This window comes from Caballeronia sp. AZ7_KS35 (assembly GCF_023631045.1).
GTDB lineage: Bacteria > Pseudomonadota > Gammaproteobacteria > Burkholderiales > Burkholderiaceae > Caballeronia > Caballeronia zhejiangensis.
Genome location: NZ_JALQDV010000017.1, coordinates 71,230 through 89,693 on the forward strand (window position 1 = coordinate 71,230; position 18,464 = coordinate 89,693).

The window sequence follows — 18,464 nt, forward strand, 5'->3', positions numbered from 1 at the left end:
ATTAGGAGAAAACGCATGGATACGACCCTCGCCACATTCGAGAAAGATGTCATCAACGCGTCGATGCTCGCGCCCGTGCTCGTCGATTTCTGGGCGCCCTGGTGCGGCCCGTGCAAGACGCTCGGCCCGATGCTCGAGAAGCTCGAAGTCGAAGCGGCGGGCGCCTGGAATCTCGTCAAGGTGAACGTCGACGAGAATCAGGAACTCGCCGCGCATTTCCAGGTGCGCAGCATTCCGCACGTCATTGCGTTCGCGGAAGGACGGCCGGTCGATCAGTTCATCGGCGTGCTGCCGGAAGGCCAGTTGCGCGAGTTCATCGACCGTCTCGTGCCCGCCGGCGCCGATGCCGAGCGCCGCGCCGCGCAGAGCGCGTGGGCCGCGGGCGATCGCCAGCTCGCGATCGACACCATCAAGGCCGCGCTCGCGCTCGATCCCGGTTACGAGGACGCGCGTCTCGATCTGATCGAATGGCTGATCGCGGAACGCCGCATCGACGAAGCGAAGGAAGAGGACAAGCTGTTGTCGCCGAAGACGACGCAAGGCATCGACGCGCGCTACAACGCGTTGAAGACCGAGCTCGACGCCGCCGATGCAGCCGCCGATCTGCCGCCCGCCGACGCGCTCATCGACGCCGTGAACGCGAATCCCGACGATCTCGATGCGCGCTTCGCCCTGGCCAATCGGCTGATCGCGGGCCGCGATTACGCTGGCGCGCTCGAACATCTGCTTGCGATCGTCGTGCGCGACCGCGCCTTCATGGACGACGTCGGCCGCAAGACGATGCTGTCGGTGTTCGAACTCGCCGCGAATCAGCCGGATCTCGTTTCGCAGTGGCGGCGCAAGTTAAGCGCGGCGATCAACTGATCGTCGATCGATCGCCGGCTTTGGATGAAAAAATGGCCAGCTATCGAAGCTGGCCATTTTCGTTTCAGGCGGCGCGCTTCGCCAATTCGCGCAAGACATGCGCGGCCGCCGCGAAGCCGAAGCTCGCCGTCACGCACACGCTCGAACCGAAGCCCGCGCAATTCAGCCCGACGGGCCCCGCGTAATTCGCGCCGGTTTCGAGATGTTCGGCGCCTTCGCTGATGTCGCACGCGGGCGCTTCGGGATAGATCAGCGGCTCGTCCGAATACACCGCGCTCACCTTGAATCGCGCCTTCGGTCCGCGCGGAAAACCGTGCAGCTTGCGCAACTGCCCGCGCACTTTCGAGAGCAGCGGATCCTGAATCGTGAGCGCGAGATCGTCGATGCGAATGCGCGTCGGATCGAGCTGCCCGCCCGCGCCGCCGACCGTGATGAGCGCCTGCTTGCGCGCCACGCACCACGCGATGAGCGCCGTTTTCGTACGCACGCTGTCGATCGCGTCGATCACATAGTCGAAACCGCCGCCGAGCGTTCCATCGAAATTGCCCGGCTCCACGAAGTCTTCGATCTGCCGCACGTCGCACGCCGGATCGATCAGTTTGATGCGCTCGGCCATCGCCGTGACTTTCGCCTTTCCGTAGTTGCCGTCGAGCGCGTGAACCTGACGATTCGTATTGCTTTCGGCGACGTTATCGAGATCGATCAGCGTAAGCCGGCCGACAGCACTGCGCGCAAGCGCCTCGGCAACCCACGAACCCACGCCGCCGATGCCGATCACGGCGACATGCGCCCGCTCGAACGCGGCGAGCGCAGGCGCGCCGTAGAGGCGCGCGATGCCGCCGAAGCGCCGGTCGCGATCGGCGAGTTCGTGGACGCTGGGCGTCGCAGTGGTTTCGGATGAAGCGTTCATGTCGTGCGGATGGATGAAATCGGATGCATTGAAAGCAAACTAAAAGCTGCCGAAATGCACCGCACGTTGTGCGGCGTCAAGCAACGCTTACAGACGGCTATCGAGTTCGCGAACGTGGTAGTTCGATCATGCAAAATGCGGTCGAATTGCGTATTCTGCCTTATCGAAACCATGAACGTGATAGCCGCGACTGCCGCGCTCCCGGCACGCGGTGCGGGCATGGGTAATCAGGGCAAGATCGTTTCACCTTGGCTATACTGACGCGACTGTAGCGCTTGCATAAAAAATGACGACCCTCGCAGACCTTCGCAAAAACTATTCGCGCGGCGCGCTCGATGTATCCGACGTCGACCCGAATCCGATAAGCCAGTTTCAAACCTGGTTCGCCCAGGCGCTCGATGCGAAGCTGCCCGAACCGAATGCGATGACGCTTGCGACCGTCGATGGCCAAGGCCGTCCGTCCGCGCGCATCGTGCTCATCAAGGGCGTCGACGAACGCGGATTTGTTTTTTTTACCAATTACGATAGCCGCAAGGGCCGCGAACTCGCCGCGAATCCGGCCGCGAGCCTGCTGTTCCACTGGATCGAGCTCGAGCGTCAGGTGCGCATCGAGGGCCGCGTCGAAAAGACGAGCGATGAGGAGAGCGATGTGTATTACGCGTCGCGTCCGCTCGGCTCGCGCATCGGCGCGTGGGCATCGGATCAGAGTCAGCCGCTCGAAAGCCGCGAGGCGCTGGAAGCGCGCGAGCGCGAGATGATCGCGAAGTACGGCGACGCGCCGCCGCGCCCGCCGCACTGGGGCGGATATCGCCTCGTGCCGGACACCGTCGAATTCTGGCAGGGACGCCCATCGCGCCTGCACGACCGCATCGTGTACACGCGGGACGGCGCCGGCGATCCGTGGCAAATCATGAGACTCGCGCCGTAAGTCAATAAAACGCGGGCATTGGCAGCAACCGAGATCGCAACGGCAACGAACATGAAGGCGCGAGCCTTCACCTTGATTTTCTTTAGCGCGGAGAAACAAGCATGTTCTGGGAGAAGAAGCTGACGCAGTGGGTTGAGGAAGTGCGCGCGCGGGCCAATTTGCCCGCGCGTCTCGTGCTGTGGGATGGCCAGCAGCACGATTTCGGCCAGTTCGCCGCGCCTCAGGTGACGTTGCACGTAAAGAGCGCGACCGCGCTGCCCTATCTGCTCGAACCGAGTCTCGACAATCTCGGCGAAGCCTATGTGAAGGGCAAGATCGACATCGAAGGCAAGCTGTCCGACATCATCAACATCGGCTACTCGCTCGCGAAAAGCACGGTGACGAGCGCGAGCAAGCTCGCCCGCGTGCGACGCTACTTCAATCACTCGAAGACGTCGGACAAGAAAGCCATTCAGTACCACTACGATGTGTCGAACGAGTTTTATCAGCTCTGGCTCGACAAGAACATGGTGTATTCCTGCGCCTACTTCGAGAATGGCGACGAAGACATCGACACCGCGCAGTTGAAGAAGATCGACCACATTCTCACGAAGATCCAGTTGCAGCCGGGCCAGCGCCTGCTCGATATCGGCTGCGGCTGGGGCGCGCTCGTGATCCGCGCGGCGCAGAAGTTCGGCGCGAATTGCGTCGGCGTCACGCTTTCGGAGAATCAGTTCAAGCTCGCGACCGAGCGCGTGAAAGCCGCGGGCCTCGAAGACCGGATCGAAATTCGCCTTCAAGACTATCGCGATATTCCGGGGCAGTTCGACCGCATCACGAGCGTCGGGATGTTCGAGCACGTCGGACGCAAGAATCTGCCGGAATACTTCTCGAGGATTCGCGATCTGCTTGTCGATGACGGCGTCGCGATGAACCACGGCATCACGTCTTCCGATGCCGACAGCGGCGAGACATCGCTCGGCGGCGGCGAGTTCATCGACAAGTATGTGTTTCCGGACGGCGAACTACCGCACATCAGCCTCGCGCTAGAATGCATGCAGCGCGGCGGGCTCGAGGCGATCGACGTCGAAAGCCTGCGGCGGCATTACGCGCGCACGCTCGACATCTGGGCCGAGCGGTTCGAGGCCAACGCGGAGCAAGCGAAGAAGCTCGTCGACGATGAGCATTTCCGCATCTGGCGCGTGTATCTCGCGGGCTGTGCGTATGCGTTCGAGAACGACGACGTGTCGATCTATCAGGTGATCTGCCGCAAGGCGGGACGCAGCGCGACGACGCTGCCGTGGTCGCGGCGGTATATCTATGAGAAGGCGCTCTGAGACGGGGGCTGATGCTTGAATCAGGCGCAGCGCTTTCCGGTGCCGCGCCTGTTTTTTCGACTATCCGGGCAAGAATTCGCCGTCCATGATCTGCTCGATCGACCAGAGACAGCTTTCCGGAAAATCTTCCAGACCGGTTTCGTTCGAGGCTGCCACGACCGCTTTTTCCCATACGGCGCGTTCCCATCTCATACTCCTGTCTCATCCCGGATCCCCTGCCCGGACACTCGGATATTCTATCCGCTACACTGCGACTTCTTTCGCGCATCGTCGCTCAAGTCGCATCGATTCTTCTGAATTTCGGCTTGCCACTCATGAACACTCACAACCGTGTGAACAACGAAGCCGAACCTCGAAAGCACGAAGTCACCATCACGACGGATCAAGCGTTGGATCTTTTCGGCGAGTCCGCGCCAGCTTCTATCGAAGCAGCCAAACCGCCGAGACAACCCAAACCGCGCGGCGTCCTTCCCGCGCCCTTGCAACCCGAACTCGAAGCCCTCGCGAAGCGTCTTCCGGACGCGATCCATCTCGGCACATCGACGTGGTCGTTTCCCGGCTGGCGCGGCATCGTTTATGGCGATGACTACTCGAACACCAAACTCTCCCGCGACGGCCTCACCGCTTATGGCGCGCATCCGCTCCTGAAGAGCGTCTCCATCGACCGGTCGTTTTACGCGCCGCTGTCGCTCGCCGATTACGCGCGTCACGCGTCGCAAGTGCCCGCGCATTTCCGCTTCATCGTGAAAGCGCCCGCATCCGTCACCGATGCCTTCATCCGCGGCGAGCGCGGCACGCCGGACGCGGAAAATCCCGCGTTCCTGAATGCGCAGATCGCCATCGACGAGTTCGTGACGCCGTGCATCGGCGGTCTCGGCGAAAAAGCGGGCGCGCTCGTGTTCCAGTTCTCGCCGCTGCCCGACGCGATGATCGTCGAGCCGGCGCGCTTCATCGAACGGCTGTCGGCGTTTCTGCAAGCGCTGCCGCCGCTCGAAGGCGACGCGTGCTACGCCGTCGAGATCCGCGACGCCGCGATGCTCACGCCGCGCTTTATCCGCGCATTGCGTGACGCGAACGTGCGGTATTGCATCGGCGTTCATGCGCGCATGCCGGACGTGCGCCGTCAGGCGAAAGCGCTCGCGCTGCTCGATGAAGAAAAAATGGGACCGCTCATCGTGCGCTGGAGTCTGCACAGCGGCTTCAAATACGAGCAGGCGAAAGCGAAGTACGAGCCGTTCGACAAGATCGTCGACGAAGACCTCGACACGCGCCAAGCGCTCGCCGAACTGGCCGCGCGATATGCGATCGCGGGCCAGCCGGTCGTGATCGCGGCGAACAACAAGGCGGAAGGCTCCGCGCCGCTGACCTGCTTCGAACTCGCGCGCGGCATCGCGCAGGCATGCGAGCGCGCGCGGATCGACTAGCGGCTAGACGCGCATCACGCCTTCAGGCGATGCACGAACTTCTTGCGAAACTTCGCGACCTTCGGCCCGACGACCGCCGCGCAATATCCCTGATTCGGATGCTGCGCGAAGTAGTTCTGGTGATACGCCTCGGCCGGATAGTAATCGTCGTCGAGCGGCACGACTTGCGTGACGATGGTCTTGTCGTACACGTCCTCGCGACCGAGTTCCTCGATGACTTCGAGCGCCGTCTTGCGCTGTTCGTCCGAATGCGTGAAAACGGCCGAGCGATACTGCGTGCCCACATCGTTGCCTTGTCGGTTGAGCTGCGTCGGATCGTGCGTCGCGAAGAAGATCTCGAGCACTTCGCGATACGTGATGACCGACGGATCGAACACGACCTTCACCACTTCCGCGTGACCGGTGTCGCCGCTGCAAACCTGCTCGTACGACGGATTCACCACCTTGCCGCCCGCATAGCCCGATTCGACCGACTCCACGCCCTGCACCGCGAGAAACACGGCTTCGGTGCACCAGAAACATCCGCCGCCGAGTGTCGCGGTCTCAAGTCCGGGTTGAGTCATAAGGCAAGCTCCTCATCAAGTGCATGCGGCCACGCCGCGGATCATGCATATGGATGCGTCCGGCCGGTTATTCAATCGCCCGGGCGCGATGAATCGAGCTTACTGGGTTTGCGCACGCCGCGCAGAAAGCCCTCGTGCGGCAGAGAACTTGCTGCCGCAGTACGGTCATTCGACGGCCGGCGGCAGCCGATTCCGATAGAATCGACACAAATCTCCAGCTTTTACATGGCTTCTGAAAAGGTTCTTCCGACTGAAGCGCGACGCGCGGCCGGCTCGGTAGCACACGACACACTCGACCGCCCATTTGCCTGCCGATCTGCCGAATGACACGCGCCAAAACCCCGAATTTCGATCCGACCGCGTTTCGCGCCGCGCTCGGCCAGTTTGCGACCGGCGTCACGGTCATCACGACGCGCACCGAATCCGGCCAGTTGATCGGCATCACCGCGAGTTCGTTTAACTCGGTGTCGCTGAATCCGCCGCTCGTGCTGTGGAGTCTCGCGACGAAATCGGCGTCGATGCCGGTGTTCCGCGCCAATAGCCACTACGTGGTGAATGTGCTCGCGGCGTCGCAGATCGACCTGTGCAAGCGCTTCGCGACCGTCAAGGGCGACCGCTTCGCGGGCGTCTCGCACGCCGCCGGCGATACCGGCATGCCGGTGCTCGACGGCGCGCTCGCGTGGTTCGAATGCCACAATCGCAGCCGCTACGACGAAGGCGATCACGTGATCTTCGTCGGCGAAGTGGAGCGATGCGGCGTGCGCGAAGACGCAAGCGACGTCGCGCCGCTCGTCTTCCAGGCGGGCGCTTTTCACACGCTCGGACCGCTCGAATAACTTACGCCGTGTGGCCGCGCCCCGGCTGCTCGATCAGCGCGACCGGCACGCCCGCGTCGTCCTTCATCGTCTGCAACACGATGTTCGAGCGAATGTCGATCACGCCAGGCGCCTTGTAGAGCTTCGAGAGAATGAAGTCGGAGTAGTGCTTGAGGTTATGCGCAAGCACGCGCAGCACGTAATGCGTGTCGCCCGTGACGACGAACGCGCCGACCACTTCGGGCCATTCGCGCACGGCCGCGGCGAACTTCTCGTGCCAATTTTCCTGGTCATTGCGCATCGAAACGTGGACGAACGCCTCCAGTTCGATGCCAAGCCGCTCGCGGTCGAGGCACGCGCGATAGCTCGCGATCACCCCTTCCTCTTCCAGCAGCCGCATTCGGCGCAGACACGCCGACGGCGAGAGCGAGATGCGCTCCGCCAGGTCCAGGTTACTGATCCGTCCATCTTCCTGCAGTACCGCCAGAATTCGGCAATCCGTTGCATCGAGCGTGAATCCGGTCATTTTTGAGTCCCCTAGCCCGTTTCATCGAATTATGTTCTAAGCGCGACAGTTTTGGGTGGTTATTTCGCAAGCACTTTTCGAGATGACACGACTATGATTTGACGCATCTCCACGCTTTCTGCTAGGGCGCGTCATGACGCTTCTGGACATTTCTCCACCGATCAATCCCGCCACGCCCGTCTGGCCGGGCGATACGCCGGTCGGCATCGAGCGCGTGTGGCGCATGGAGGCGGGCTCGCCCGTCAACGTCGCGCGGCTTACGCTTTCGCCGCACACCGGCTCTCATGCCGATGCCCCGCTTCACTACGACGAACACGGCGCGCCGATCGGCGAAGTCGCGCTCGACACGTACATCGGTGCGTGCCGCGTCGTGCACTGCATCGGCGCGTCGCCGCTCGTGACGCCCGAGCACGTCGCCGCGCATCTCGCCGACTGTCCGCCGCGCGTTTTGTTGCGCACCTACACGAACGCGCCGCTCGACGCGTGGGACAGCGCGTTCGCCGCCGTCGCGCCCGAAACCATCGACTTGCTGGCAGAAAAAGGCGTGAAGCTCATCGGCATCGATACGCCGTCGCTCGATCCGCAAGACTCGAAGACGATGGATGCCCACAAGCGCATCCGCGCGCGCGGCATGGCGATTCTCGAAGGCCTCGTGCTCGATGCCGCCGCGCCCGGCGATTTTGAACTGATCGCCCTGCCGCTCAAATTCTCGACGCTCGACGCGAGTCCCGTTCGCGCCGTCCTGCGTCCGCTTTCCTGATGATCTTCAAATTTATGGACTTTTCGATGAAACATCGTAACGAAGCCGCGGCGCTCGACCGCGACGATCCGCTCGGCGCGCTGCGCGACCAGTTCGCGCTCGCCGACGGCGTGATCTATCTCGACGGCAACTCGCTCGGCGTGCCGCCCAAGGCCGCCGCCGCGCGCGCCGCCGATGTGATCGCCGCCGAATGGGGCGAAGGCCTGATCCGCAGCTGGAACACGGCCGGCTGGTTCGCGCTGCCCAAGCGCCTCGGCAACAAGCTGGCGCCGCTGATCGGCGCGGGCGAGGACGAAGTCGTCGTCACCGATACGATTTCGGCGAATCTTTTCAAGATCCTGTCGGCCGCGCTCAAGCTCGCGAACGAGCGCGATCCGAAGCGGCGCGTGATCGTCTCCGAACGTTCGAACTTTCCGACCGATCTGTACATCGCGCAGGGCTTGATCGAGCAACTGGATCGCGGCTACGAGCTGCGTCTCGTCGATGACCCTTCCGAATTGCCGACGGCCATCGACGAAAACACCGCCATCGCGATGATTACGCACGTCAACTATCGCACCGGCTACATGCACGACATGGCCGCGCTCACGCAGACGATTCATCGCGCGGGCGCGCTCGCGGTCTGGGATCTCGCGCATTCGGCAGGCGCGGTGCCGGTCGATCTGAACGGTGTGGGCGCGGATTACGCCGTTGGCTGCACGTACAAGTATTTGAACGGCGGGCCGGGTTCGCCCGCGTTCGTCTGGGTGCCGAAGCGCCATCAGAACGCGTTTTCGCAGCCGCTTTCCGGCTGGTGGGGGCACAAGAAGCCGTTCGAAATGAACCCGGTGTATCGGCCGGACGACGGCATCGGCCGTTTTCTTTGCGGCACGCAGCCGATCGTGTCGATGTCGCTCGTCGAATGCGGGCTCGATGTTTTCCTGCAAACCGACATGCAGGCTCTGCGTCGCAAATCGCTGGCGCTTTCGGACTTGTTTATCAAGCTCGTCGAGGAACGTTGCGGCGACTTTCCGCTGTCGCTCGCGACGCCGCGCGATCACGCGCAACGCGGCTCGCAGGCGAGCTTCGAGCATCCGAACGGCTATGAAGTGATGCAGGCGCTGATCGCGCGCGGCGTGATCGGCGATTATCGCGAACCGCGCATCTTGCGCTTCGGCTTCACGCCGCTCTATACACGTTTCGTCGATGTATGGGACGCCGTCGAAATCCTGCGCGACGTGCTCGCGACCGAAAGCTGGCGCGCGCCCGAGTTCGCCGAGCGCGCATCGGTGACGTGAGAGGAACGTCGACATGAGCACTACACAAGGCTGCCCTTTCGGCCACGGCGCGCAGAACGCGACGCAAGAAAAAGGCTGGCACGACGCCAAGCTCGATTTCTCCGATTCGATGAGCTACGGCGATTACCTCGGCCTCGATTCGATCCTCAACGCGCAGCATCCGCTCTCGCCGGATCACAACGAGATGCTGTTCATCGTGCAGCATCAGACGAGCGAGCTGTGGATGAAGCTCGCGCTATACGAGCTGCGCGCGGCGCTCGCGGCGGTGCATCGCGATGAATTGCCGCCCGCGTTCAAAATGCTCGCGCGGGTGTCGCGCATCTTCGAGCAGCTGGTGCAGGCGTGGAACGTCCTCGCGACGATGACGCCCTCCGAATACACGGCGATGCGCCCGTATCTCGGACAGTCGTCGGGCTTTCAGTCGCATCAATATCGGCAGATCGAGTTCATGCTCGGCAACAAGAACGAGCAGATGCTGAAGCCGCACGCGCATCGGCCGGAGATTCTCGCGCAGGTCCGCGAAACGCTCGAGGCGCCCTCTTTCTATGACGAAGTGATTCGCCTGCTCGCGCGACGCGGCTTCGCGATCGATCCGGCGCGCCTGAACCGCGACTGGACGCAGCCGACGACGCACGATCCGTCTGTCGAAGCGGCGTGGCTCGCGGTGTATCGCGATCCGTCGCAACACTGGGATTTGTACGAGATGGCCGAGGAACTCGTCGATCTCGAAGACGCGTTCCGGCAATGGCGCTTCCGGCATGTGACGACGGTGGAGCGCATCATCGGTTTCAAGGGCGGCACGGGCGGCACGGCAGGCGCGTCGTATCTGCGCAAGATGCTCGATGTCGTGCTGTTCCCGGAGCTTTGGCACGTCCGAACGGTGCTCTGAGTCGTTACGCGAGACGCGCGGCAAGCGCCTTCAGCTTCGGGCCGATCGTCTCGCGGAAATACGCTTCGCCCATCGATGACGCCGGCCCGCTGCTCGACAGCACGAGCCAGCGTCCGTTGCGCAGATCGCGGACCGGCGCGGCGATGGCGTTCACATCGTCGTGCCACTCGCGAAACGAGTAGCAGCAGCCGTCGCGCGCGAAATCCTCGATCGAGCGGCGGGCCGCTTCGACCTTCTCTTCGCCTTCGTTCCTGCCGAGTTCCTCAAACAGAGCTTCGCGCGCCGCGTCGTCCTGCACGGCGAGATAGGCGCGGCCCATCGAACTCGTGAGCATCGACAGACGCGAGCCGGGCGCGAGGCCGAGCGTCAGCGCCGTCTCGCTGCGGATGGTTTCCAGATAGATCATGTCGAGCCCGTCGCGGCAGCCGAGCGACACCGCCGCGCCGATCTCCCGCGCCAGCGCGCGCATGTGCGGACGCGCGAGTTCGAGCGTGTCCGCGCCCGCGAGCAGCGTGAAGCCAAGCGACAGCACGCCGGTATCGAGCGCGTATTTGCCCGCGGGTTCGTCGAAACGCAGATAGCCGAGCGTCGTCAGCGTGTAGGCGAGACGATTGACCGTCGCCTTCGGCAATCCCGTGCGGTCGACGAAATCGCGATTGCCGAGCAGCGTCTCGCCGGGACGAAACGCGCGCAGCAGGTCGAGCCCGCGAGCGAGCGCGACGACGAACTTGCGCTCGTCGACATCCTCCGACGAGATGAGGCGCCCGGAATTTCGATTGGAATCTGTCGACATCGGGTGATAGACTCGAAGCTGATTTGCAAAACATTGTTCCGCGTAGCGGAACTCACGTCAAGCGCCACGCGCTTCGGCCGATCACGCGAGCCGGTCGGCGCACGGCGCTTCACGATGAAATCAGGAGATTGCACATGGCCGACGCCGCCCGTTTCAACTGGGAAGATCCGCTCTTGCTGGATCAGCAACTGACCGAAGACGAACGCATGGTGCGCGACGCCGCGCGCGCGTACGCGCAGGACAAGCTGCAGCCGCGCGTCATGCAGGCGTTTCGCGAGGAGAAGACCGATCCGGCGATCTTCCGCGAAATGGGCGAACTGGGCCTGCTCGGACCGACGATTCCCGAACAGTACGGCGGCCCGGGCCTGAACTACGTGTGCTACGGGCTGATCGCGCGTGAAGTGGAGCGCGTGGATTCGGGTTATCGCTCGATGATGTCGGTGCAGTCATCGCTCGTGATGGTGCCGATCAACACGTTCGGCAGCGACGCGCAAAAGGAAAAGTATCTGCCGAAGCTCGCGCGCGGCGAGTGGATCGGCTGCTTCGGTCTCACCGAGCCGAACGCGGGTTCCGATCCGGCCAGCATGACGACGCGCGCGAAGAAAGTGCAGAACGGTTTCTCGCTGTCGGGCACGAAGATGTGGATCTCGAACTCGCCGATCGCGGACGTGTTCGTCGTCTGGGCGAAGCTGGAGGAAGACGGGCGCGACGAGATCCGCGGCTTTATCCTCGAGAAAGGCTGGAAGGGTCTGTCGGCGCCGGCGATTCACGGCAAGGTCGGCTTGCGCGCGTCGATCACCGGCGAGATCGTGATGGACGAAGTGTTCGTCCCCGAAGAGAACATGCTGCCGAACGTGCGCGGCCTCAAAGGTCCGTTCACTTGCCTCAACTCGGCGCGCTACGGCATTTCCTGGGGCGCGCTCGGCGCGGCCGAAGCGTGCTGGCACACGGCGCGACAGTACACGCTCGATCGCAAGCAATTCGGTCGGCCGCTTGCCGCGAATCAACTGATTCAGAAAAAGCTCGCCGACATGCAGACTGAAATCACGCTCGGCCTGCAGGGCGTGCTGCGCCTCGGCCGCATGAAGGACGAAGGCACGGCGGCCGTCGAGATCACGTCGATCATGAAGCGCAATTCGTGCGGCAAGGCGCTCGACATCGCCCGGCTCGCGCGCGACATGCTCGGCGGCAACGGCATCTCCGATGAATTCGGTGTCGCGCGTCATCTCGTGAACCTCGAAGTGGTGAACACGTACGAAGGCACGCACGATATTCACGCGTTGATTCTCGGACGCGCCCAAACCGGAATTCAGGCGTTTTTCTAAACAAGCTTCATTCACAATTGAAAAGGGCTGGCGCATGTTGCGCCAGCCCTTTTTGTTTTCACGCGTGCATTTGCGCATCGGCGTGTGTAACTTTCGATCTACGCCTGAAACTTTTACGGGCCAGATCGTATCAATTCGAAACGATGTCGATGAAATCACGAGGCGTCGGCGGTCGCGCACGGCCCGATGCGACTGGAACGGAAACTGCGACATTCAGCGCGGCAGGGCGCACGTCTCCTCGTCAGCGATCCCATCTTTGGTTACGATTCGCGTAACCTCACCGATTGGAGCCTTTAATGTCAGAAATCAACAAGGAGCGATTCATGTCCGATATCAAATCAGTACTCGCTGACGCCGAAGATCTCTTGAAGCAAGCAGCTACTGCCACTGGCGAACGCGCCTCCGAACTGCGCGAGACCGCACTCACCCGTCTCAAGCAAGCCAAGGAAAAAGCCGCCGACGCGCAAGTCGTCGTGATCGAGCGAGGCAAGAAGGCCGCCCGCGCCACCGACGATTACGTGCACGAGCATCCGTGGGCGTCCATTGGGATCGCGGCTGGCATCGGCATGGTGATCGGACTTCTGATCAACCGGAAGTAAAGCACCCGTCTTCGATTCAATGGCCCGCAGATTGCTAATCAGCTTTCTGTCGCGGTCCCCGCTGGACTGAACCGCGAGCGCCTCGCCCGGGCGCGCGGTTCGACACTCGCACCGGCCGGCTGCCTCGAGCGCCGACCGGACCCACAAACAGCGGCACCAAACGCGCCTCTCGCATTCAAGCCATGACGACAGAACGGCCAACGCAGCAATCGTCTCCCGGACCGTTGCGACGAATTCTGAGCTCCGCCTTCGCCATCTTCGAGACGCGCCTTGAACTCATCGGCATCGAGCTTCAGGAAGAAAAGGAGCGGCTCATCGGCGTGCTTTTCCTCGGGCTCGCCGCCATGATGCTCGCGATGATGGCGCTCATCTCCCTGACGGTGCTCATCGCCATCTTCTTCTGGGACACGTATCGCTGGCAGGCGCTCGGCGGCATCACCCTTCTGTACGCGCTGATCGCGGTCGGATGCGGCCTGCGTGCGCGCAGCAATCTGCGCGATGCGCCGAACATGTTCGACGACACGCTCGCCGAATTCCGCAAGGACCGCGATACCTTCCGTTGATTCCCGCGCCCAAATCAAGCCATGAGCCAACACGACGACACCTTCAAGCCTCCCAAGCGCGGCAAGATGCAGAAGCTGCGCACGCCGCACATGCGCGCGCTGCGCAAGGAACTGCTGATCGCCCGCGCGGATGTCGAGCGCATGGAGCTGCGGCAAGCCACCTATGATCTGCGCACGTCGGTCACGCATTTCAGCGTGCTGCGCTTTCTGATGCCTGGCAGCGGCGGCTCGCGCCGCTGGGGCAAGCGCGGCCGCGGCGGCTCGGCGGGCGGCATTGGCGGCATGCTCGCTTCGCTGCTCGGCTCGGGCAATGTCGGCTTGCTGTTCAAGCAGTATCCGGTCATCGGATCGCTCGCCTCGCTCGTACTCACCAAGCCGGTGCGGACGAAGCTGTTGCACAGCGCGAAGCCGGTGCTCAAATGGGGCGGTCTCGCGCTCGCCGGATGGGAAGGCTGGCGCATCTACACGCAGATGAAGAACGCCGCGCCCGAAACCTCCAACGACGCCGTCGATCCGACCGTTTTCTGACGCCCGCATCAACTCTTCCCCGCCCAGCATGACGCCGACTGTGCCGCATCGAGCGGCGTGGTCGCGTCAGGCGGGCGATTCCAGCGCAGCCCGGTGGCATCGATGACGAACACGCCGCAGACATCGTCCTGCATCGCGCCCGCCGCGACCGGCACGGCTTCGATCGCATAACCGCCATTCGTCGACGTTTCCGGCAGCACGGCCACGCTGTACACGGCCGCCCCGCTCGACGGCGCGCGATCGAGCCCGGAAGCGAGCGCGATCACCTCGCCGCTTTCCGATTTTTGCGCAAGACGCGCGGTTTCCACGAACTGAACCGCGCGCAGCAAGGCCGACGCGGCGTCGAGCCGATGCGCCTTCACCACGTGCGCCCGATACGCCGGGATCGAGAAAGTCGCGATGATCGCGGCAACCCAGCGCGATCATCAGTTCAAGCAGCCAGCGTATGGCCGCGCGACGAGAGCAAGCGCGGAGTAACGCGCGCGCCCGTGCATCGACTTGATCGCGCGTCTGCCACGCGACGAACGAAGGCGCGGCGAACGTCGCGAGGATCGCCATGACGGCGAGCACCACGCATAGTTCGACGAGCGTGAAACCTTGATTTGACGCGGGAATCGTCTGCATGCCTTATCGATCGAATCGAGCCGAAAAGCTCAATCTAGCGATAAGTCAGGCGCGCCGCCATTAGCCGAATGGCCGAGTGTTCGCATTCTCCGGTACCGGGCAGACTGCGCGAGCGAATGTCAGGAAACGAGGCTTGGGAAGGAAACGATGCGGAAAAGATCAGCGCTTGCGCGAACTCGACTTCTTCGGAGCGGTGCGCCGGAATTCATCGAGCACGTCTTCGAATTCGGAGACGTCTTCGAAACGCTTGTAGACGGAGGCGAAACGCACGTAAGCGATGGTATCGAGCTGCCGGAGCTCGTTCATGACGAGCTCGCCGAGACGCTCGCTCTGCACTTCGCGCTCGCCGCTGCCGAGCAACTGATACTCGATGCGCGACGCGGCGGCATCGATCGCATCGGCGGCGACCGGGCGCTTTCGCAGCGCAAGCTGCATGCTCGCGACGATCTTGCGTCGATCGAACTCGGTGCGGCTGCCGTCTTTCTTGACGACGCTCGGCAGCGCCAGTTCGACGCGTTCATACGTGGTGAAACGCTTGTCGCACGCGGGACAGCGCCGCCGCCGCCGAATGGCCGCGCCATCCTCCGACACGCGAGAATCCACGACCTGGGTATCTTCGTGTCGGCAAAATGGGCAGCGCATCGGCGGTGTGCTCGCGAATTAACGGTAGACCGGGAAACGCTTGGTCAGATCGGCCACTTGCGCGCGCACGCGCTCGAGGTTCGCCTCGTCTTCCGGATTGTCGAGCACGTCGGCGATCAGGTTGCCCACGATCTCCGCTTCCTTCGTGCCGAAGCCGCGCGTGGTCATCGCGGGCGAGCCGAGGCGCACGCCGCTCGTGACGAACGGCTTTTCCGGATCGTTCGGAATCGCGTTCTTGTTGACCGTGATGTGCGCGGCGCCGAGCGCGGCTTCCGCTGCCTTGCCGGTGATCTTCTTTGCGCGCAGATCGACGAGCATCACATGGCTTTCGGTGTGGCCCGAGACGATACGCAGACCGCGCTTCACGAGCGTTTCGGCCAGCACGCGCGCGTTATCGACCACGGCTTGCTGATACGCCTTGAATTCCGGCGACAGCGCTTCCTTGAACGCGACGGCCTTCGCGGCGATCACGTGCATCAGCGGACCGCCCTGAATGCCCGGGAAAATGGCCGAGTTGATCTGCTTCTCGAACTCGGCCTTCATCAGAATGACGCCGCCGCGCGGGCCGCGCAGGCTCTTGTGCGTGGTCGTCGTGACGAAGTCCGCGTGCGGCACCGGATTCGGATACACGCCAGCCGCGACGAGACCGGCGTAGTGCGCCATGTCGACCATGAAATACGCGCCGACGCTCTTCGCGATCTTCGAAAGGCGCTCGAAATCGATCTTCAGCGCAAACGCCGACGCGCCCGCGACGATCAGCTTCGGCTTGTGTTCCTTGGCGAGTGCTTCGGTCTTGTCGTAGTCGATGTCCTCGGCTTCGTTCAGGCCGTAGCTCACGACGTTGAACCACTTGCCCGACATGTTGACCGGCGAGCCGTGCGTGAGGTGACCGCCTTCGGCGAGGCTCATGCCCATGATCGTGTCGCCCGGCTTGAGCACGGCGAAAAAGACGCCCTGATTCGCCTGCGAGCCGGAGTTCGGCTGCACGTTCGCGGCTTCGGCGCCGAAGAGCTGCTTCACGCGGTCGATCGCGAGCTGCTCGACGATGTCCACATATTCGCAACCGCCGTAATAGCGCTTGCCCGGATAGCCTTCCGCGTACTTGTTGGTGAGCTGCGAGCCTTGCGCGGCCATCACGGCCGGGCTCGTGTAGTTTTCCGACGCGATCAGCTCGATGTGATCTTCCTGGCGGCGGTTTTCCTGCTCGATCGCCTTGAGCAATTCGGGATCGACATTGGCGAGGGTACTTTCAGCTCTGTCAAACATACGTTTTCCGTGAGATCAAAACAGGTTGACCGGATCGCGCGTGCGCCACGTTCGAAGCAGACGCAAAAGACGCTGGAAACCGATGGAGTCCAGGCGCGGCGGATAGAGGAAGAATCCGGTTTCGCGGAACGGACAGCCACCAGCAACGCAGCGACGGCGTGCGGATCTCAGCTGCCCAGGCGAACGGCAAAACGACGCTCCGCGCTTCCTGGTGGGTCGCTCCACCTTGAATCCGAAGATTCTATCGCCAGTCACGCGGGGTTTGAGCGTTGTAGTGTAATGGCCGGCCATGCTTTAGGCAACCGGCTTACAGGGCAATCGGACGGGCGCACAGCCACGCTTAAAGCACGATCGTTCGCGCCCACGGTTGCTTGCCGCGCCGCATCAATGGAAGTACGCTTTGCGCCGTTGCCGGACGCGTCGCCCTGCGCGCGTCGGCTTTGCCCGTCTCAGTCCATTCGGAGTCCGCTCATGATCGTTTTTGTCACCGGCGCGTCGGCCGGATTCGGCGCCGCCATCGCCCGCACGTTCGTCAAAGGCGGCCATCGTGTGATCGCCGCCGCGCGTCGCAAGGAGCGCCTGGTCGCGCTGTCGAATGAACTCGGCGACGCGCTTCTGCCAGTCGAACTCGACGTACGCGACGAAAACGCCGTCCGCAACGCCGTCGCGGCGCTGCCCGAGGCGTTCGCGCAGGTCGACGTGCTGGTGAATAACGCCGGACTCGCGCTCGGCCTCGAACCCGCGCAACGCGCGAATCTCGACGACTGGAAGAACATGATCGACACGAACTGCACGGGTCTCGTGACGGTCACGCACGCGATCTTGCCGGGCATGATCGAGCGCAATCGCGGACATGTGTTCAACATGGGATCTGTGGCGGGCACGTATCCGTACGCCGGAGGCAACGTGTACGGCGCGACGAAGGCGTTCGTGCGGCAGTTCAGCCTGAACCTGCGCGCGGACGTCGCCGGCACCGCCCTTCGCGTCACGGACATCGAGCCGGGGCTCGTCGGCGGCACCGAGTTTTCGAACGTGCGCTTCAAGGGCGACGACAGCAAAGCCGCGACTGTATATAAGGATGTGCAGGCGCTCACGCCCGAGGACATCGCCGACGCGATCTACTGGATAGCCACGCGCCCGGCACACGTGAACATCAACGCGATCGAGATGATGCCGGTCGCCCAGACGTTCGCACCGTTGCAAATTCACCGCGGCTGATTCCGATATCTGCCTAAGGATTTGGCGGGGGTGCTTCCGGTTCCGGTAAAATGCCGCCGATGAATATTTGTCAAAATGCGAGCCAGATCGTGTTTATGAGCCTCTGCGCGAGCGGAGCGGCGCAAAGGTGAGTGATCCGTTGACTTTCGAGTGGCCGATTCGGGTGTATTACGAGGACACCGACGCCGGCGGCATCGTCTTCTACGCGAACTACCTGAAGTTCTTCGAACGGGCGCGCACCGAATGGCTGCGCGCGTGCGGAATCGATCAGCAGCGTCTCGCCGATTCGGACGACATCCTGTTCGTCGTGAGACGCACGGCCGTCGAATATTCGTCGCCGGCGCGCCTGGATGACGTCATTCGCGTTGTAAGTCGCATCGAGCGCCTCGGCCGTGCATCGGTGGATTTTCATCAGGAAGCGTGGCGCGACGGCGTGCTGCTCGCGAGCGGCGACATTCGCGTTGCCTCGGTGGATCGTGCGTCGATTCGTCCGGCCGCCATTCCGGATGCGGTGATCGAAGGATTGAAGCGCGGCCCGCACGCGACGCTCGCCGCGGCATCGCGCGGCGCAGATCAAGACCGAGCCTGAACGATGAACTCATCGCACACCGAAGCGAAACAGGGCATCGGGAAC

The 18,464-nt window shown here is 62.9% G+C and carries 22 protein-coding genes, 1 pseudogene and 1 riboswitch; of the genes and pseudogenes, 14 read left to right on the forward strand and 9 right to left on the reverse strand.

Annotated features, from left to right (window positions below; all coding sequences use genetic code 11):
• Positions 1-15 precede the first annotated feature (15 nt).
• On the forward strand, positions 16-864 hold the full coding sequence (gene trxA, locus NCT05_RS14050) for a thioredoxin (RefSeq protein WP_175980465.1): 849 nt from the start codon (positions 16-18) through the stop codon (positions 862-864).
• A 64-nt stretch (positions 865-928) separates the two neighbouring features.
• On the opposite strand, the gene NCT05_RS14055 is transcribed toward trxA, so the two are convergent.
• Positions 929-1,774, reverse strand: a complete 846-nt coding sequence (locus NCT05_RS14055; RefSeq protein ID WP_250502591.1) for a tRNA threonylcarbamoyladenosine dehydratase — start codon at positions 1,772-1,774, stop codon at positions 929-931.
• A 286-nt stretch (positions 1,775-2,060) separates the two neighbouring features.
• Between NCT05_RS14055 and pdxH the strand changes: the two genes are divergently transcribed.
• Entirely contained in the window at positions 2,061-2,702 is a 642-nt protein-coding gene (gene pdxH / locus NCT05_RS14060) for a pyridoxamine 5'-phosphate oxidase (RefSeq protein WP_034471562.1), read from the forward strand.
• Positions 2,703-2,803: 101 nt separating this feature from the next.
• Positions 2,804-4,018 carry a class I SAM-dependent methyltransferase gene (locus NCT05_RS14065; protein ID WP_250502592.1) on the forward strand — a complete coding sequence of 405 codons (1,215 nt, stop codon included), beginning with the start codon at positions 2,804-2,806 and terminating at the stop codon, positions 4,016-4,018.
• Positions 4,019-4,078: 60 nt separating this feature from the next.
• Here the strand turns inward: NCT05_RS14065 and NCT05_RS14070 are convergent, their stop codons facing one another.
• The gene (locus NCT05_RS14070; protein ID WP_284504067.1) at positions 4,079-4,210 is read right to left on the reverse strand and encodes a DUF29 family protein; all 132 of its coding nucleotides are present in this window, start codon (positions 4,208-4,210) and stop codon (positions 4,079-4,081) included.
• Positions 4,211-4,332: 122 nt separating this feature from the next.
• Between NCT05_RS14070 and NCT05_RS14075 the strand changes: the two genes are divergently transcribed.
• Positions 4,333-5,442 carry a DUF72 domain-containing protein gene (locus NCT05_RS14075; protein ID WP_244807598.1) on the forward strand — a complete coding sequence of 370 codons (1,110 nt, stop codon included), beginning with the start codon at positions 4,333-4,335 and terminating at the stop codon, positions 5,440-5,442.
• A gap of 14 nt (positions 5,443-5,456) precedes the next feature.
• Here NCT05_RS14075 and msrA read toward each other — a convergent pair whose 3' ends face one another.
• Positions 5,457-6,005 (reverse strand): peptide-methionine (S)-S-oxide reductase MsrA, encoded by a 549-nt coding sequence (msrA, locus tag NCT05_RS14080; protein WP_250440160.1) that lies wholly within the window; start codon positions 6,003-6,005, stop codon positions 5,457-5,459.
• Between the two features lie 323 nt (positions 6,006-6,328).
• Here msrA and NCT05_RS14085 point away from each other — a divergent pair, with 323 nt between their 5' ends.
• Positions 6,329-6,841: a flavin reductase family protein gene (locus NCT05_RS14085; RefSeq protein ID WP_239295111.1), complete on the forward strand. Its 513-nt coding sequence runs from the start codon at positions 6,329-6,331 to the stop codon at positions 6,839-6,841.
• A gap of 1 nt (position 6,842) precedes the next feature.
• Here NCT05_RS14085 and NCT05_RS14090 read toward each other — a convergent pair whose 3' ends face one another.
• Positions 6,843-7,346, reverse strand: coding sequence for an Lrp/AsnC family transcriptional regulator (locus tag NCT05_RS14090; protein WP_008342772.1), 504 nt, complete (start codon positions 7,344-7,346; stop codon positions 6,843-6,845).
• Between the two features lie 133 nt (positions 7,347-7,479).
• Between NCT05_RS14090 and kynB the strand changes: the two genes are divergently transcribed.
• From kynB to kynA, 3 genes are read left to right on the forward strand one after another with little or no spacing between them, the layout of a single operon-like run.
• On the forward strand, positions 7,480-8,106 hold the full coding sequence (kynB, locus tag NCT05_RS14095; protein WP_250502593.1) for an arylformamidase: 627 nt from the start codon (positions 7,480-7,482) through the stop codon (positions 8,104-8,106).
• 26 nt (positions 8,107-8,132) lie between these two features.
• Positions 8,133-9,383 (forward strand): kynureninase, encoded by a 1,251-nt coding sequence (gene kynU, locus NCT05_RS14100; protein WP_250502594.1) that lies wholly within the window; start codon positions 8,133-8,135, stop codon positions 9,381-9,383.
• A 13-nt stretch (positions 9,384-9,396) separates the two neighbouring features.
• The gene (gene kynA, locus NCT05_RS14105) at positions 9,397-10,272 is read left to right on the forward strand and encodes a tryptophan 2,3-dioxygenase (protein WP_175980471.1); all 876 of its coding nucleotides are present in this window, start codon (positions 9,397-9,399) and stop codon (positions 10,270-10,272) included.
• Positions 10,273-10,276: 4 nt separating this feature from the next.
• Here kynA and NCT05_RS14110 read toward each other — a convergent pair whose 3' ends face one another.
• The gene (locus tag NCT05_RS14110) at positions 10,277-11,065 is read right to left on the reverse strand and encodes an IclR family transcriptional regulator (protein ID WP_008342778.1); all 789 of its coding nucleotides are present in this window, start codon (positions 11,063-11,065) and stop codon (positions 10,277-10,279) included.
• Positions 11,066-11,199: 134 nt separating this feature from the next.
• Here NCT05_RS14110 and NCT05_RS14115 point away from each other — a divergent pair, with 134 nt between their 5' ends.
• From NCT05_RS14115 to NCT05_RS14130, 4 genes are all read left to right on the forward strand, one after another.
• Positions 11,200-12,390 (forward strand): acyl-CoA dehydrogenase, encoded by a 1,191-nt coding sequence (locus NCT05_RS14115; protein WP_241814132.1) that lies wholly within the window; start codon positions 11,200-11,202, stop codon positions 12,388-12,390.
• Positions 12,391-12,686: 296 nt separating this feature from the next.
• A complete protein-coding gene (locus NCT05_RS14120; protein WP_008342781.1) occupies positions 12,687-12,989 on the forward strand; it encodes an ElaB/YgaM/YqjD family protein in 303 nt (100 codons plus the stop codon).
• A gap of 182 nt (positions 12,990-13,171) precedes the next feature.
• Positions 13,172-13,552: a phage holin family protein gene (locus tag NCT05_RS14125; RefSeq protein WP_034471543.1), complete on the forward strand. Its 381-nt coding sequence runs from the start codon at positions 13,172-13,174 to the stop codon at positions 13,550-13,552.
• A gap of 21 nt (positions 13,553-13,573) precedes the next feature.
• Positions 13,574-14,080 (forward strand): DUF3318 domain-containing protein, encoded by a 507-nt coding sequence (locus tag NCT05_RS14130; protein ID WP_008342783.1) that lies wholly within the window; start codon positions 13,574-13,576, stop codon positions 14,078-14,080.
• Between the two features lie 8 nt (positions 14,081-14,088).
• Here NCT05_RS14130 and NCT05_RS14135 read toward each other — a convergent pair whose 3' ends face one another.
• The 4 genes and pseudogenes from NCT05_RS14135 to glyA all read right to left on the reverse strand — a co-directional run bounded on the left by NCT05_RS14135 (position 14,089) and on the right by glyA (position 16,612).
• Positions 14,089-14,442 carry a type IV pilin protein gene (locus NCT05_RS14135; protein WP_502801790.1) on the reverse strand — a complete coding sequence of 118 codons (354 nt, stop codon included), beginning with the start codon at positions 14,440-14,442 and terminating at the stop codon, positions 14,089-14,091.
• Between the two features lie 175 nt (positions 14,443-14,617).
• Positions 14,618-14,704 (reverse strand): annotated as a pseudogene (locus NCT05_RS37220) (pilus assembly FimT family protein); the annotation flags it as partial.
• Positions 14,705-14,863: 159 nt separating this feature from the next.
• Positions 14,864-15,346, reverse strand: coding sequence for a transcriptional regulator NrdR (gene nrdR / locus NCT05_RS14145; RefSeq protein WP_008342795.1), 483 nt, complete (start codon positions 15,344-15,346; stop codon positions 14,864-14,866).
• 18 nt (positions 15,347-15,364) lie between these two features.
• Positions 15,365-16,612 (reverse strand): serine hydroxymethyltransferase, encoded by a 1,248-nt coding sequence (glyA, locus tag NCT05_RS14150; protein ID WP_250502595.1) that lies wholly within the window; start codon positions 16,610-16,612, stop codon positions 15,365-15,367.
• A gap of 166 nt (positions 16,613-16,778) precedes the next feature.
• Positions 16,779-16,877: riboswitch (ZMP/ZTP riboswitch) on the reverse strand.
• Between the two features lie 206 nt (positions 16,878-17,083).
• On the opposite strand from glyA, the gene ydfG reads away from it, so the two are divergent.
• Positions 17,084-17,830, forward strand: coding sequence for a bifunctional NADP-dependent 3-hydroxy acid dehydrogenase/3-hydroxypropionate dehydrogenase YdfG (gene ydfG, locus NCT05_RS14155; protein WP_250502596.1), 747 nt, complete (start codon positions 17,084-17,086; stop codon positions 17,828-17,830).
• Positions 17,831-17,957: 127 nt separating this feature from the next.
• Entirely contained in the window at positions 17,958-18,419 is a 462-nt protein-coding gene (ybgC, locus tag NCT05_RS14160; protein WP_250502597.1) for a tol-pal system-associated acyl-CoA thioesterase, read from the forward strand.
• Positions 18,420-18,464: the final 45 nt, after the last annotated feature.

What these genes read in the sequence shown, in the direction of transcription:
- trxA (WP_175980465.1), top strand. Translation starts at nt 16, where the DNA reads ATGGATACGACCCTCGCCACATTCGAGAAAGATGTCATCAACGCGTCG.
- NCT05_RS14055 (WP_250502591.1), bottom strand. Translation starts at nt 1,774, where the DNA reads ATGAACGCTTCATCCGAAACCACTGCGACGCCCAGCGTCCACGAACTC.
- pdxH (WP_034471562.1), top strand. Translation starts at nt 2,061, where the DNA reads ATGACGACCCTCGCAGACCTTCGCAAAAACTATTCGCGCGGCGCGCTC.
- NCT05_RS14065 (WP_250502592.1), top strand. Translation starts at nt 2,804, where the DNA reads ATGTTCTGGGAGAAGAAGCTGACGCAGTGGGTTGAGGAAGTGCGCGCG.
- NCT05_RS14070 (WP_284504067.1), bottom strand. Translation starts at nt 4,210, where the DNA reads ATGAGATGGGAACGCGCCGTATGGGAAAAAGCGGTCGTGGCAGCCTCG.
- NCT05_RS14075 (WP_244807598.1), top strand. Translation starts at nt 4,333, where the DNA reads ATGAACACTCACAACCGTGTGAACAACGAAGCCGAACCTCGAAAGCAC.
- msrA (WP_250440160.1), bottom strand. Translation starts at nt 6,005, where the DNA reads ATGACTCAACCCGGACTTGAGACCGCGACACTCGGCGGCGGATGTTTC.
- NCT05_RS14085 (WP_239295111.1), top strand. Translation starts at nt 6,329, where the DNA reads ATGACACGCGCCAAAACCCCGAATTTCGATCCGACCGCGTTTCGCGCC.
- NCT05_RS14090 (WP_008342772.1), bottom strand. Translation starts at nt 7,346, where the DNA reads ATGACCGGATTCACGCTCGATGCAACGGATTGCCGAATTCTGGCGGTA.
- kynB (WP_250502593.1), top strand. Translation starts at nt 7,480, where the DNA reads ATGACGCTTCTGGACATTTCTCCACCGATCAATCCCGCCACGCCCGTC.
- kynU (WP_250502594.1), top strand. Translation starts at nt 8,133, where the DNA reads ATGAAACATCGTAACGAAGCCGCGGCGCTCGACCGCGACGATCCGCTC.
- kynA (WP_175980471.1), top strand. Translation starts at nt 9,397, where the DNA reads ATGAGCACTACACAAGGCTGCCCTTTCGGCCACGGCGCGCAGAACGCG.
- NCT05_RS14110 (WP_008342778.1), bottom strand. Translation starts at nt 11,065, where the DNA reads ATGTCGACAGATTCCAATCGAAATTCCGGGCGCCTCATCTCGTCGGAG.
- NCT05_RS14115 (WP_241814132.1), top strand. Translation starts at nt 11,200, where the DNA reads ATGGCCGACGCCGCCCGTTTCAACTGGGAAGATCCGCTCTTGCTGGAT.
- NCT05_RS14120 (WP_008342781.1), top strand. Translation starts at nt 12,687, where the DNA reads ATGTCAGAAATCAACAAGGAGCGATTCATGTCCGATATCAAATCAGTA.
- NCT05_RS14125 (WP_034471543.1), top strand. Translation starts at nt 13,172, where the DNA reads ATGACGACAGAACGGCCAACGCAGCAATCGTCTCCCGGACCGTTGCGA.
- NCT05_RS14130 (WP_008342783.1), top strand. Translation starts at nt 13,574, where the DNA reads ATGAGCCAACACGACGACACCTTCAAGCCTCCCAAGCGCGGCAAGATG.
- nrdR (WP_008342795.1), bottom strand. Translation starts at nt 15,346, where the DNA reads ATGCGCTGCCCATTTTGCCGACACGAAGATACCCAGGTCGTGGATTCT.
- glyA (WP_250502595.1), bottom strand. Translation starts at nt 16,612, where the DNA reads ATGTTTGACAGAGCTGAAAGTACCCTCGCCAATGTCGATCCCGAATTG.
- ydfG (WP_250502596.1), top strand. Translation starts at nt 17,084, where the DNA reads ATGATCGTTTTTGTCACCGGCGCGTCGGCCGGATTCGGCGCCGCCATC.